15 protein-coding genes and 1 pseudogene are annotated in these 12,706 nt (G+C 40.3%); 13 read left to right on the forward strand and 3 right to left on the reverse strand.

The genetic code is table 11. The annotated features are described in order from the left end of the window. Nucleotides 1-17: 17 nt before the first annotated feature. The 13 genes and pseudogenes from JCM15907_RS04955 (at nt 18) to JCM15907_RS05010 (ending at nt 9,232) form a co-directional block, all read left to right on the forward strand. Nucleotides 18-230: a heavy-metal-associated domain-containing protein gene (locus JCM15907_RS04955; RefSeq protein ID WP_025842946.1), complete on the forward strand. Its 213-nt coding sequence runs from the start codon at nt 18-20 to the stop codon at nt 228-230. 2 nt (nt 231-232) lie between these two features. Then, nucleotides 233-1,080: pseudogene (gene panC, locus JCM15907_RS10850) on the forward strand (pantoate--beta-alanine ligase). After that, entirely contained in the window at nt 1,077-2,171 is a 1,095-nt protein-coding gene (locus JCM15907_RS12245) for a glycoside hydrolase family 10-like protein (protein WP_051522391.1), read from the forward strand. Before panC ends, JCM15907_RS12245 begins: the two are co-directional and overlap by 4 nt. Beyond that, nucleotides 2,159-2,665, forward strand: coding sequence for a hypothetical protein (locus JCM15907_RS12250; protein WP_148297463.1), 507 nt, complete (start codon nt 2,159-2,161; stop codon nt 2,663-2,665). The genes JCM15907_RS12245 and JCM15907_RS12250 overlap by 13 nt, the downstream gene beginning before the upstream one ends. 16 nt (nt 2,666-2,681) lie before the next feature. Beyond that, nucleotides 2,682-3,815, forward strand: coding sequence for a radical SAM family heme chaperone HemW (gene hemW / locus JCM15907_RS04970; RefSeq protein ID WP_025842947.1), 1,134 nt, complete (start codon nt 2,682-2,684; stop codon nt 3,813-3,815). A 40-nt stretch (nt 3,816-3,855) separates the two neighbouring features. Continuing rightward, nucleotides 3,856-4,539 carry a proline and serine-rich protein 1 family protein gene (locus tag JCM15907_RS12255; protein WP_025842948.1) on the forward strand — a complete coding sequence of 228 codons (684 nt, stop codon included), beginning with the start codon at nt 3,856-3,858 and terminating at the stop codon, nt 4,537-4,539. Between the two features lie 86 nt (nt 4,540-4,625). Beyond that, nucleotides 4,626-5,096, forward strand: coding sequence for a thioredoxin family protein (locus JCM15907_RS04980; RefSeq protein ID WP_025842949.1), 471 nt, complete (start codon nt 4,626-4,628; stop codon nt 5,094-5,096). Between the two features lie 73 nt (nt 5,097-5,169). Then, entirely contained in the window at nt 5,170-5,676 is a 507-nt protein-coding gene (gene tpx, locus JCM15907_RS04985) for a thiol peroxidase (RefSeq protein WP_025842950.1), read from the forward strand. 179 nt (nt 5,677-5,855) lie between these two features. Continuing rightward, nucleotides 5,856-6,872, forward strand: coding sequence for a M28 family peptidase (locus JCM15907_RS04990; protein ID WP_051522393.1), 1,017 nt, complete (start codon nt 5,856-5,858; stop codon nt 6,870-6,872). Nucleotides 6,873-6,874: 2 nt separating this feature from the next. After that, complete coding sequence (locus tag JCM15907_RS04995) at nt 6,875-7,306, forward strand: SufE family protein (RefSeq protein WP_025842952.1); 432 nt, start codon at nt 6,875-6,877, stop codon at nt 7,304-7,306. Between the two features lie 3 nt (nt 7,307-7,309). Beyond that, nucleotides 7,310-8,212 (forward strand): DUF2156 domain-containing protein, encoded by a 903-nt coding sequence (locus JCM15907_RS05000; RefSeq protein ID WP_025842953.1) that lies wholly within the window; start codon nt 7,310-7,312, stop codon nt 8,210-8,212. A 16-nt stretch (nt 8,213-8,228) separates the two neighbouring features. Further along, a complete protein-coding gene (locus JCM15907_RS12260) occupies nt 8,229-8,852 on the forward strand; it encodes a GNAT family N-acetyltransferase (RefSeq protein WP_025842954.1) in 624 nt (207 codons plus the stop codon). A 128-nt stretch (nt 8,853-8,980) separates the two neighbouring features. Next, on the forward strand, nt 8,981-9,232 hold the full coding sequence (locus JCM15907_RS05010; RefSeq protein ID WP_025842955.1) for a hypothetical protein: 252 nt from the start codon (nt 8,981-8,983) through the stop codon (nt 9,230-9,232). 244 nt (nt 9,233-9,476) lie between these two features. Here the strand turns inward: JCM15907_RS05010 and JCM15907_RS05015 are convergent, their stop codons facing one another. Genes JCM15907_RS05015 through JCM15907_RS05025 form a run of 3 tightly spaced genes read right to left on the reverse strand, consistent with a single transcriptional unit; the run spans nt 9,477 to nt 12,704 of the window. Beyond that, nucleotides 9,477-10,181, reverse strand: a complete 705-nt coding sequence (locus JCM15907_RS05015; protein WP_025842956.1) for a phosphatase PAP2 family protein — start codon at nt 10,179-10,181, stop codon at nt 9,477-9,479. Nucleotides 10,182-10,188: 7 nt separating this feature from the next. Further along, nucleotides 10,189-10,920 carry an SH3 domain-containing protein gene (locus tag JCM15907_RS05020; RefSeq protein WP_159099915.1) on the reverse strand — a complete coding sequence of 244 codons (732 nt, stop codon included), beginning with the start codon at nt 10,918-10,920 and terminating at the stop codon, nt 10,189-10,191. Nucleotides 10,921-10,970: 50 nt separating this feature from the next. After that, nucleotides 10,971-12,704 carry a BatD family protein gene (locus JCM15907_RS05025; protein WP_159099916.1) on the reverse strand — a complete coding sequence of 578 codons (1,734 nt, stop codon included), beginning with the start codon at nt 12,702-12,704 and terminating at the stop codon, nt 10,971-10,973. Nucleotides 12,705-12,706 lie beyond the last annotated feature (2 nt).

Genomic DNA, 12,706 nt, shown 5'->3' on the forward strand with positions numbered 1-12,706 from the left:
TTATAAAATGAAATAGTATGACAACTAAACATTATATCGTTGAGGGAATGCATTGTCCCCATTGTAAACAAACCGTGCAAAACGTGGCAGAGACCACCAAAGGAGTTCTAAAGGCAGAAGTCTCTTTAGAAGAAAAAACATTAGTATTAGAAGTAGAAGAGTCCGTTTTCAATGAAACTTTTTTGATAGAGTCCATCGGAGAAGAAGGATTTAAGACCATTCGTAAGTAAAGATGAAAATCGTAGCTACTAAGAAGGAGCTTACAGCTCTCCTTGATGCCGAGAGAGTACAGGGCAAAAGTATAGGTTTAGTACCCACTATGGGAGCTCTTCATGAGGGCCATTTGAGCCTGGTAGAACAGGCTGTAAAGGACTATGATATCTGTGTGGTGAGCATTTTTGTTAATCCAAAACAATTCAATAATCCTCAAGATCTTGTTACCTATCCTCGTCAGCCTGAGCAAGATATTCAACTCTTAGAAAAGGCTGGATGTAACTACCTTTTTATGCCCACCGAAGAAGAGGTATATGAGCAGGGGGCTGTAGAAAGAGAGTTTCACTTTGGTCCCATTGCAGAGGTAATGGAGGGTATTAAGCGTCCTGGACATTTCGAGGGAGTAGCCTTATTGTAAGTAAGCTTTTCGAATTGGTAAAACCTGATGGGGCTTTCTTTGGAGAGAAAGATTATCAACAAATAGCCATTATCCGCTCTATGGTAGCCCAGTGCGGATTTGAACTCGATATTATAGCTATGCCTATTGTACGTGAAGCCTCTGGTTTAGCTTTAAGTAGTCGTAATCAGCGTTTAACAGAGCAAACTCGCCCCAATGCTCCAAAGATTTACCAAAAGCTCCGTGAGAGTTTGGACTGGAAGAACAATGGAAAAACACCTCGGGATGTAGAGAAACAAGTTACCGAAGAGCTCAATGCAGAGCCTCACTTAGAGGTTGAATATTATACGATAGTAGATGCTACTTCTCTGCAACCTATTGAATCTTGGAACGATGCCACCCAAACTATTGGTTGCATCGCTTGTTACTGTGGAGAGGTGCGCCTCATAGATAATATCTTTTATACATGATTAGAATAACCACTCATAGAGGGAGAGGAGAGGTTAGAGCCATTTTGCTCTCTCTACTATGTTCACTTTTTTTGTTGCAAGGGTGCGCTACTCGTAAATCTAAAGAGAGTGAGCCAAGGAGAGCAACGTCTGCTCCTTTGAGAGAGGTACTTTCTCCTATTGCTCAGAAAAGTGTGGTTATTCCTTTCAAATACAGCAAAGAACCCGAAATACGAGGAGTATGGCTCACAACTATTTATGGATTAGATTGGCCTCATGCTCCCGCCACAACACGAAATGCGATGAGAAAGCAGAGGGAGGAATTGTGTCAAATTTTAGACCGTTTAGCCTCTGCCAATTTTAACACAGTCTTTTTTCAGGTTCGTCTAAGAGGAGATTTACTTTACTCTTCAGACATAGAACCAATGGCTTCAATACTAACAGGCAAGAGTGGTTTCACTCACTTGGATTATGATCCATTGGCTTTTGCCGTAGAGGAGTGTCACAAGCGAGGTTTAACGCTCCATGCTTGGATTGTTACATTACCCATTGGTACTGATAAGCATGTAAAGTCTTTGGGCAATAGAGGTGTATGGGGGCGACATCGCTCTTGGTGTATTTCTCACAAAGGGGAGTGGTATTTAGATCCTGGACTGCCAGAAGTGCGCCAATATATCGCCTCTCTTTCGAAAGATTTGGTGAAGCGGTACGATGTAGATGGTATTCATTTTGACTACATTCGTTATCCAGAACATGCCTCTTCTTTTAAAGATCAAGCCTCTTATCTAAAGTATGGAAAGGGAAAAGAGAAGAATGTTTGGCGAGTAGAGAACATTTCTTCTCTGCTTCGAGAAGTAGCACAAGACATCCGAGCACTCAAACCACATGTGCTGATTAGTGCTGCTACACTGGGTAAATTTCGCACCTTGCCTGATTATCCCAAAGTGGGATGGACTTGTCGAGAAAGCGTATTTCAAGACCCTATACGATGGCATAAAGAGGGAAGTATAGACTTCATTGTTCCGATGATGTATTATAAGGATCATCTCTTCGACCCTTTCCTCTTTGATTGGAAAAAGCAGATACCCTCTCTACCATTGTGGCGGGATTAGGGGTGTATCGAGTGGATGATAATAGCCGCTGGCATCCTACTACCATAGCCCAGCAAATAAAACTTTCGACCGAGCAAAAAATGGCAGGGGTTTGCTTCTATCGAGAAGAGAATATTCGCCCTCGAAGAAAAGGAGTAGACCAAATTATTGCTCGTCATTTTGCTTCTCCTGTTCGTATGTACCCTTTTAAGAGTAGGGCTTTAGAAACACCTCCTGCTCCGACTAATTTGCTTCTAACTCGACTAAATGAAAAAAAAGTGCAAATATCTTGGGAGATAGCAGATCAATTTAAGTCTGCTACCATTTACAATCTATTTTTACGCAAAAAGAGTACTACGTCATCCACGGAAGAGGATGTATTATTGGTCCCCCTTATCTATGGGAACAAGGTGATAGTCTCTTCCGAAATGCTCCAAGATGCTGATTTTCTTCGTGTCGAAGCACTGGATAGAGCGTTTAATATAGGAGGGGTTTCTCAGCCTTTGTATCTCTAAACAGAGTAGGGAATAGATGGCAGGACTTTATATTCACGTTCCTTTTTGTGCCTCTCGTTGTATTTACTGTGATTTCTATTCGCAGACCAATGCGCAACTAAAAAAAGATTTTGTCGTTGCTCTCTGTCGAGAAATAGAGCTATTAAAGGACTCCTTAACGGAATTTGCGCCTTTTAGTACAGTTTATTTTGGAGGAGGTACTCCCTCTCTGCTTTCTATACACGAGTTAGCGACGATTATAGAATGTTTGCTTTCTAATGTCTCTATTCTGCCAAGTGCGGAATGGACTCTTGAGGCTAATCCCGATGATGTGCGTCTTGATTATGCTCATGGGTTAAAAGGGCTTGGAGTCAATCGAGTTAGCTTGGGAGTGCAGAGTTTTTCAGACAGAGAACTCGCATTCTTGGGAAGGAGACATTCTGGAGAACAGGTCTATCAAGCAATAGATGCTCTGCGAAGGGAGTCTATAAATAACATTAGTGTAGATCTCATTTATGCCCTACCCAATCAAACAAAAGAGCAGTGGCATAAAAATGTACAGAATGCCATTGAGTTGGAAGTGCCTCATATATCATCGTATCATCTGATTTGTGAAGAGAATACCCCCCTATACAAATTAGTGGATCGAGGGGCAATAGTTCTTCCTAAGGAGGAACAGGGAATCGAAGCCTACTACTATTTAATACAGGAGTTAGAACGAGTCGGATTTAAGCATTATGAAATCTCTAATTTTGCCAAGGAGGGATACATCTCTTGTCACAACTCTGCCTATTGGAATAGAACTCCTTATTTCGGATTAGGACCTTCGGCGCATAGTTACATTCCAGAGAGGCGTTGGTCTAATGTTGCTGATTTGCGCTCTTACATAGACAGAGTTGGCTTAAACGAACTCCCAAAAGATTTCGAAGAGAGACTCTCTCTTAAAGATCAGTATAATGAATGGATTATGTTGGGGCTACGTACCCGTGAGGGAATTGACACGAAATTATTACAAGAGAGCTTGGGACAAGAATATTATACTTTGTTAAAGAGGCAGGCAGCTCCATTTTGTCAAAAAGGTTGGCTTGAATGGAAAGGTAACTATTTGCAATCTACCTCACAAGGTTTTATATTTGTGGATGGTATCATTAGAGATATATTTAGCCTTTAGTGTTTTGTAGAATATAAATCTTCTTTTGAGGTATTTAGTTATGAAAAGATTCTTTGCAGTAGCTATTACTATTGTAGCACAAATTCTTTTTTTCTCCTCTTTTGCTCAAAATCTGCGTGGATTGCGTATTACATCTGAGGAATATCCTATTATTGTTTACATTGACCAACAGGAGATTTCCATGCCTACCATGAGCTGTTTTGTCGCCAATTTGGAACGAAGCTACTATCATATTAAGATTTACCGCTCCTCTCGTTTCGGAGGCAAAGAGAGATGTGTTTATAACCAAAAAGTGTATTACAACGGAAGAGGAGTTGTAAATATCGTGGTAGGTTCTGACTATGGCGATTCTTTCCCCTGGCCTCCTCAAGATAGCGAAGACAACTGGGACAATGGGAATGGGTGGAATAATTATGGTAAGGAAATGTCCTCCGACCAGTTTGAGACCTTTTATAAGAAGTACAAAAAGCTCTCTTTTGAAAGTGAACGAGAGGAGCTATTGAGCTATGTACTATCTTACTCCATGCTTTATTCGGCACAAGCCCTGCGCTTGGTAAAGGATTGTTCATTCAATAGCGAAAAAAAGAAACTAATCGAAAAAGTTTATCCCAATATAATTGACAAACACAACTTTTATCAAGTGATAGAGGAACTCGACTTTTCTTCGGACAAAGAGGAGATGTACAAGAAGTTGAGTAAACTCAATCAAGATGCTAAATGGTAACTTTTTATAATATTTCCGAGAGGAGTGAACTTTTTCTTTTGTATAACTATTCTGTAGTTGACAATACAAAGTAACTAATTCGTATTATGAAACGTCTATTGATTAATCTATTTTCCATAGGAGTACTCCTCTCAGGAAGTGCTTTGCAGGTCTCCTGTCAAAATAACACAAAAACAGACAAAAAGGAAGTTTCTTACATAAAGGAAATAGATGCCGCTTTTATGAAAGAGCATATTTTCGATTATGAAAAGAATCCTACGAAATTTGTGTATAAGGGAAACAAACCTGCTGTTATTGATTTCTATGCTAATTGGTGTGGTCCATGTCGTCAATTGGCTCCTAAGTTGGAGCGTGTAATTCATTCATATAATGGAGAGGTAATTCTCTACAAAGTAAATGTGGATAACAATAGAGAGCTTGCCAGACAATTTGCCGTAGAAAGCATTCCCATGGTATTATTTATACCTGTTAAAGACACTCCTTATCAAACTATGGGTAACCTTCCCGAAGCCTCTATAAAGGAGTATATCGAGAAAATTCTACCTAAGAAGAAGTAACTATTTGCACAATACAGCAGTTATCACTAACTTAGCTGTGTAAAATGAACAGACTATAATTTTACAGAATAAAATGACAACAATCAAACTAAAAGGGACAATAGATATAAACCTCTCTGGTAATATGCCTGAGGTTGGAGCTATCGCACCAGACTTTACTGCTGTAAAGCAAGATCTTAGCGAGGTAAAGTTGAGCGATTATAAGGGAAAGAAGGTAATTATCAACGTTTTCCCAAGTGTAGATACGGCTGTTTGCGCTGCCAGTGTGCGCCGCTTTAATGAAGAAGCCGCTAAGTTGGATAATTGTGCAGTACTTTGTGTATCAAAGGATTTGCCTTTTGCACTGGGACGTTTCTGTGGAGCAGAAGGTATCACGGGGGTAGAAACGGTTTCAATGTTCCGTTGTGATTGCTTCGAAAAAGGGTATGGACTCCTTATGGAAACAGGACCCTTGAAAGGGCTTTTGGCGCGTGCCGTTATTGTGGTAGACGAAGAAGGAAAAGTTATATACACTCAATTGGTGCCAGAGGTTACTCAAGAGCCCGATTACGAAAAGACAATTGTAGCCATAAAGGGATAAATACCTATCCCATAGAGATATAAAGGAAATGATTATACTCTTTCCTTTCCCTTTATAGGGGTATATGTTTCATGTGTTGGTGTGTTGGGCCACTGTTGTTACTGTTTTAGGTACGCAGTGGCCTTTTCGTAAGTTTAGACTAAGCTTTTTAGTAGCATATTGCTTAATATTTATCGTTTATGAAGCATCTTTCCATAGTGCAAATGGTAGGTTCTCTATTGATTGCTCCTGCCCTCCTTCTTACCTCTTGCTCAAATGAGCGCTCCTCTTCTAAAGACTCTTCTGCCGAACAGGGTAGTGCCACAACTAATCGTACCGAGAAAGAGGATAAATTATTTTCTGCCGACAGTGCTTATAGCTATATTGCCCATCAAGTTTCTTTTGGACCAAGAGTACCTAATACAGAAGGCCATAAGGCTTGTAGAGAGTGGTTGGTGCAGAAACTGTCTTCGTTCGGAGCTCAAGTGGTGCGCCAAGAAACTACTGTTACAGCCCATGATGGGAAGAAGTTAGATATAACCAATATAATAGGCTCTTTTAATCCGGATAATCCTAATCGAATATTGTTATTAGCGCATTGGGATACTCGTCCTATCGCCGACCATGACCCTAACGAAAATTTGCGTAGTGAACCCATATTGGGTGCAGACGATGGAGGAAGTGGAGTGGCGGTTCTTTTAGAGATAGCTCGTCAGTTACAAAAGTCCAATACATCATTGGGTATTGATATTCTTTTGGCAGATGCCGAAGATTATGGAGTCTCTAACGACGAAGAGTCTTGGTGTTTAGGCTCTACTTACTGGAGCAAAAATCCTCATGTGGCTAATTATAGAGCCGATTGGGGTATACTTCTTGATATGGTAGGCGCTAAGGGGGCAAAGTTTAGATGGGAGATTTTCTCTAAAATCCATGCACCTTATCTGCTGACGGCTATTTGGGATATTGCTTATCGCTTGGGATATGGTTCACTCTTTATTCAGGCAGATGGTGCAGCCCTTACAGATGACCATGTTCCTGTAATTAAGAACTTGGGCATTCCTACTATCAATATTGTTAATTATGATCCTGATAGGCCCAATGGTTTCGGAGGGCATTGGCATACCCATAAGGATGACTTAGATAACATAGACCCAACTGTTTTAGAAGCAGTAGGACACACTGTAATGACCTTTTTGAAACAACAAGAGAAGAAATAACTATGAGCCAAAACGTATTACAAGAGGTCCAAAATGAAATTATTGAGGAGTTTGCGCCCTTCGATGATTGGATGGATCGTTATGCTTTATTGATAGATATGGGCAACTCTTTGGAGCCTTTGCCTGAAGAGTATAAGATACCCCAAAATATAATTGAGGGATGCCAAAGCAGGGTTTGGATAAAGGCTTCTTTGACTCAAGAGGGAAAATTACATCTATTGGCAGATAGTGATGCTCTCATTGTGAAAGGTATTGCCGCCTTACTTCTTCGTGTTTTTAACAATCAAGACCCTAAAGAGATACTCTCAACAGAGCTTTTCTTTTTGGAGGAATTGGGGCTAAAAGAACATCTCTCTCCAACGAGAAGCAATGGGCTACTCTCGATGATTGGGCGTATCCTACAATATGCAAGAGAGTTTACAGCAAAGGAGTGAACAATGCACTTTAGACAAATAGAATTAGAGGATAGGGGCAAGATATATCCAGACCTTTACAATGCAGAGAAAGCTATTTGCGATCTCTCTTTTACCAACCTTTACGGCTGGGCTTCTCATTATAATACTTCGTGGGCAAAGACGGAAGAAGGCATTTTGGTAATACGTTTTCAGTCTCCTTTGTACAATCATCCTGTTTTTTTATTGCCATATTGCCCAGATATGCACATTTGGGAGGCAACTATTTTGCAGATTAAAGAGACCACTGAGAGAACAGCAACCCCGCTTGTTTTTATGGGAGTAACCCCAATTTGTGCAGAAAACTTAGAAATACTTTTTCCTAATGCTTTTTCTTTTTCTTGGAATAATAATCTTGCGGATTATGTTTATCTAAGAGAACGCTTGGTAACATTAAGTGGCAAAAAGTTGCAATCAAAGCGCAATCACATTAACAGATTTAAGAAGCTCTATCCGAACTATTCTTTCCGTTTACTCTCTTCAGAAGATATCCCTTTATATAAGGACTTTGCCGATCATTGGTTTGAGAAAGAGCAACTCAGAGAAGGAGTTGATGCAGAGAACCGGATGATTCATCGCATTTTAGATGCGCATAAAGAGTTAGAACTCTCTGGAGGGGCTCTTTTTGTTGATGATAAACTTGTGGGCATAACATTGGGTTCTCCTATTAATTATGATACCTTTGATGTTCATGTCGAGAAGGCAGACACATCTATCGAGGGGGCTTATACCATTATCAACAATGAGTTTGCCAAGGTAATCCCAGAAAACTACCTATATATCAATCGAGAAGAAGATTTAGGCATTCCTGGTCTTCGTTTTGCCAAAGAGTCTTATCAACCTGAAAAAAGACTCTTAAAGGGCATGGCTCTCTTGAAGAACAGTTGATTTCTTTACTCTCTATATGTCTTGCCGTAATCCTCGTAGAGAGATCGCCTTTAGCATTTGGAAAGAGGTGTTCCATGATTCTGATTCTTTCATGAGTCTATACTTTCAAGAGGTATATAGCCCTGAACAAACCCATCTTATAGTTGATTATAAGCACAATAAGGGCATCGCTCATATCCAGCTATTGCCCTATCGAATAGTCGTATGGGGGACTCGTTGTGGAGCAGGTTATATATCGGGTGCTGCTACGAACCAAGAATATAGAGCTTCAGGGATAATGCCTCAACTGATGCGACGAGCTCTTGTAAGTATGTTTCAGAGGGGCGATATATTTTCCTTTTTAATCCCTGCTGAGGAATGGCTTTATGCTTATTACACGCGTAAGGCAGGCTATGCCTCGGTAACTTGCCGAGCTATTATATCTCCCTCTCAAAAAGAAAACACCTCGAAATTAGAGGTGAATAGAATCTCCCTTTCGACAGATGTATCGGTAGAGAACTATAAAAATTTTATTCGTTTTCGCAGAAGGATTGGTTTTTTCCTCATGTTGAGCACTCCTATGCACAGTGGAGAACTATTGTCAAAGATGCGGCTCTATCGGATGGAGGTCATCAAGAAGATTATATCATTCGTTATTTAGGCGATGTTACACAGGGTGTTTTTACAGGGGCTACTTCCAAATCCATACGCTCCAACCCAAGAGAAAAGGCTATACAAATCATAGCCCCTTCAAACTTTTACCCCAATGCCCCTATACAGAAGCATGGAATGCTACGGATAGTACGGGCAGAAGATGCATTACGTCTATATGCAAAAACACATCCCAGAGAGATGCGTACTTTAGATCTTATAGACTACGAAATCCCCAAAAACACGGGGCGTTATCGCATCTCTTCGGGCAAAGTCTTGTACCAATCATTGCCCTCTAATCGACTCTCTCAAAGAGCTTTTACCCCCTCTCAACTCGCTGAAGAACTCTTTCAACAAACTCCTTTCTACATAGATCTAATGTTAGACTAATCTTTTCTTAGAGGAGCTTATATCGAACTATCTTTTCCTTTTTCATTCCGAAAACCCTACGCTTAGCAAATAAAGTCGTAAAGAAAGAGAGGTAAGTAAAAGGTTATACCAATCTTTCGATAGCTATAAAGACAACTTTCAAAACCCTCTGTGTGAACCCTCGCAAGGTATAATCATTTTGATTAAAAGGTACCTAATCTTTTAATCAAAGCATTATACCTTTTGAGTAGCTTGGATGCTCCCTTTAATAGTACCCGATTCTTATAAGTACTTTGCTCATCTCTAAAGAAAAAGCTATCATAAAGAAAAGGTAACCCAAAAGAATAGTGCGCCAAACAACGATGTTGTTTTGGAAAACTTTGTAGGGAAGATTAGCCTTGGACTTTCCGAAAAACTTAGAACGACATAGCACATAAAGTCGATAGAATAGGTAGCCCAACAAAACTCCCAATAGTGATCCCGGTATAATGTCAGAAAGGAAATGAACTCCCAAGTAAATCCTACTGTAAGCTACAAGAGTAGCGAGTGAGAAGACCAAAACAGAATAGAAACGGTTTCTAAAAGAGAGAGAGGTAAACATCGCAATGGCGAAGAAATTAGCTGCGTGCCCTGATACAAAACTAAAGCCCCACCCAAGGTTATTGTAGACATTCATAACCATATCTTTGGTATAGGGATGATAAGCAGGGCGCAATCGTCCGAAGAAGGGTTTTATAAGCGATGAGGTAAGTTGGTCGCATGCTACATGCATAAGTACAGCTATAACGATAAATAGAATAGCTTCTTTGGGAGAACGCTTGTAGAATACCCACAGGATAAGTGCTATGACGACCGCTGTCCAAGTCCATCGGGCAGAGATGAGATACATAAAAGCATCTAAAAATGGTGTGTGGAGATGATTGAGAGCCAAGAAAAGTTCACGCTCCCACAGGATTAATTGATCTAACATATAGAGGCTATTTAGTAGTGCTAAAAGGATAAATGGTTGCAATTGAGTTTCTTTCGAGCCAACCTAATTTGTTATCAGGTAGCTCTATCGCAACCCATTGCTTATCTGTAGAAGAATCTACAATAGTGATTTTGCTCCCTTCATAAAGAGTTATTAGAGAGGTACTACCTATTTCGGGCGAGCTTTTCACAGCTACTTTACCTTCTAAAACAATCGCTTCGTGAGGATTTTTATATTGTTGATGTAGAGAGTAGAGTAAAACTTGTGCCACAATAAAGAGAAAGAACGAAACTAAGGCTGTATAGAACCCAATCTGTCGTTCAACTCTTCGAGACCCTAAAAGGAAAAAGAGTATGCCTATCAAAAGGAGCGCAAAGAGGAGAAATGCGATGATGATTATCACTCGTGTAGATATTCTTTGAAATAGTAGGCTCTTGATAGAAGAAAGGTAGGAAATAGGATACTCTATCGGATTGGTTATTTCATTGTTAGCTATCATTAGGTTGTGTCGGATAGCTTTATTTTGTGGCACTATGCGCAAGGCTCTTTCATAGTTGAGTATGGCAAGCCCCAATTGCCCATGGCGGTAGTAGGCATTCCCCAAATTGTAATAGAGTGTGGCATTCTCTCGCTGTGATGGGTCATCAAGCATCTCACAGTAGCTTTCGATAGCCAAGGCATATTCCTTTTGCTCGTAATGCTTTTGTGCTTTCTGTATTTTACTGTTCTCTCCTTTCATAATATTGAGTGAGAGAGATAACAGAAGCGATAGGAGTAAGATTGTATGCTTCATTGTTTCGATTCTATCCTTTGTACGACATTTAGAGTACGTTCTATCAAAGAGAGGGGAGACGTAGCTATTTCCCCACTGGCATAACGAGCATATTCCGCTTGTTGCAAGATTTTCAGAAGCTCCTCTACAATATCTTGCGTATAGTTATTTTGGAGGGTCTCTCGAATTAAGGTAGAGCTTAACTGACTGGTAGATAAGTGGAATTTATTGGAGAGATAGCCATAAATAGCAGAGAGAAGTAAGGCATAGAAATTGCCCTTATCTCCTTTTTCGATTGTCGCTTGTAAAGATTTTAATTCTTGTGTGATTATTTTGCCCGCTTTCTTATACTTTCTGCCAACTACATCGTTAAGAGATTGTCGATGCAGATTGTAGCCCCAACCAGCAGCTAAGACTATCAAAAGAAGTAGGAGATAGAAACTCCAGTAAAGGGGAGAATAGAAAAATTGGGTTAAACTCTTATTATAAAGCTCTTTTTCTTGTAAGCCTGCAATATCATTGTCATATAGATTGAGATCGTTGGAGGCTTTTGCTTCGTAACCCGCAGCAGAACCTTTGATTACGGAGAAGGAGATTTCTTGGGTTTGCTTAGAGAGATAACTCTTCTTTTCAGGGTCAAAATAGACCAACGAAAGAGAAGGAATAGAAAATGTTCCCACGTTGTGAGGAATAATTTGATATTCTATTATCCTCGAACCTTTTATCCCCTCGGTCGTCGTAGTTATGGCAAAATCAGTGGATTGATCAAAGATTTCGAAGCTCTCAGGCAGTACAAAGGATGGGGGAGTTAATAGCTTCAAATTGCCCTCTCCCGATATGGTTACTCGTAGCAGAAATGGTTCGTCAGTTTTTATCGTATTCTTATCAGAGAGCTCTGCCTTGATGTCGAATGAGCCAACAGCCCCATCAAACCCCGAGGGAGCTGGTTGAGGGAGTTCGAGTACATTGATTTTGACTGCTGGAGTAAGGAGCTTCTTGGCAATCGTAGGGGTAGAAGAAGACTCAAAGAACTCTTCTTCGTTGTCGACAGTTCTCTCCAAAGCTACTGTCAGATTAATTTCTCCTTGAGGAATAACAAGCTCTCCACTTTGTTGAGGGATAATGATAGATTGGCGAATTATGCCTGTGTAGTAGTTCTGACCATTATAACGTTCCATGGCAAGCTGACTTTGTGAGGAGTTATTGATTTCCTCTTCGACAAAACCATCATATTCTGGAAATTTTGATTGCTCAAACTGAAAGCGACTACTTCGAGCATATATTTTGTAGGAGACAAGCATTCCTTCCTGTCTGTAAACAGTTCTTTTGGACGGGATAGTACGGATGAAAAAGGTAGACGAAGAGGAGGATGACGCCGTTTTTTCGTTCTTCTCCTGGGGTAATACCTTTATGGAAATAGGTTTGGTTTTATACACTTTTCCCTTTACTTGTATCTCTGCGCTACCGATACGTATGATGCCTGCTTTCTCGGCAAGATAGGTACCCGTATAGATAGTAGAGGGTTTACCGTTAAACTCCCCTTTTGCTGTCGCTTTTGAGGGAGGGAAAAGGGTAGATACACCTTCGACTTCGGGATTTTTGAAATTCATTCCCTCACCATTGGTAAGGATAAAGCGCACCACAATCTTGTCCGAAAGTGTTACTGATGTAGGGGCTTCTATTTTGAAGCTAACTTGTGCCGATGTATTGACACTCCCAACAAAGAGAAAGAGAGTTGTAAGTAGAGGCAAAA

The organism is Porphyromonas gingivicanis JCM 15907 (genome assembly GCF_000614585.1).
In the GTDB taxonomy this organism is placed as follows: Bacteria; Bacteroidota; Bacteroidia; order Bacteroidales; family Porphyromonadaceae; genus Porphyromonas; species Porphyromonas gingivicanis.

What these genes read in the sequence shown, in the direction of transcription:
- JCM15907_RS04955 (WP_025842946.1), top strand. Translation starts at nt 18, where the DNA reads ATGACAACTAAACATTATATCGTTGAGGGAATGCATTGTCCCCATTGT.
- JCM15907_RS12245 (WP_051522391.1), top strand. Translation starts at nt 1,077, where the DNA reads ATGATTAGAATAACCACTCATAGAGGGAGAGGAGAGGTTAGAGCCATT.
- hemW (WP_025842947.1), top strand. Translation starts at nt 2,682, where the DNA reads ATGGCAGGACTTTATATTCACGTTCCTTTTTGTGCCTCTCGTTGTATT.
- JCM15907_RS12255 (WP_025842948.1), top strand. Translation starts at nt 3,856, where the DNA reads ATGAAAAGATTCTTTGCAGTAGCTATTACTATTGTAGCACAAATTCTT.
- JCM15907_RS04980 (WP_025842949.1), top strand. Translation starts at nt 4,626, where the DNA reads ATGAAACGTCTATTGATTAATCTATTTTCCATAGGAGTACTCCTCTCA.
- tpx (WP_025842950.1), top strand. Translation starts at nt 5,170, where the DNA reads ATGACAACAATCAAACTAAAAGGGACAATAGATATAAACCTCTCTGGT.
- JCM15907_RS04990 (WP_051522393.1), top strand. Translation starts at nt 5,856, where the DNA reads ATGAAGCATCTTTCCATAGTGCAAATGGTAGGTTCTCTATTGATTGCT.
- JCM15907_RS04995 (WP_025842952.1), top strand. Translation starts at nt 6,875, where the DNA reads ATGAGCCAAAACGTATTACAAGAGGTCCAAAATGAAATTATTGAGGAG.
- JCM15907_RS05000 (WP_025842953.1), top strand. Translation starts at nt 7,310, where the DNA reads ATGCACTTTAGACAAATAGAATTAGAGGATAGGGGCAAGATATATCCA.
- JCM15907_RS12260 (WP_025842954.1), top strand. Translation starts at nt 8,229, where the DNA reads ATGTCTTGCCGTAATCCTCGTAGAGAGATCGCCTTTAGCATTTGGAAA.
- JCM15907_RS05010 (WP_025842955.1), top strand. Translation starts at nt 8,981, where the DNA reads ATGCTACGGATAGTACGGGCAGAAGATGCATTACGTCTATATGCAAAA.
- JCM15907_RS05015 (WP_025842956.1), bottom strand. Translation starts at nt 10,181, where the DNA reads ATGTTAGATCAATTAATCCTGTGGGAGCGTGAACTTTTCTTGGCTCTC.
- JCM15907_RS05020 (WP_159099915.1), bottom strand. Translation starts at nt 10,920, where the DNA reads ATGAAAGGAGAGAACAGTAAAATACAGAAAGCACAAAAGCATTACGAG.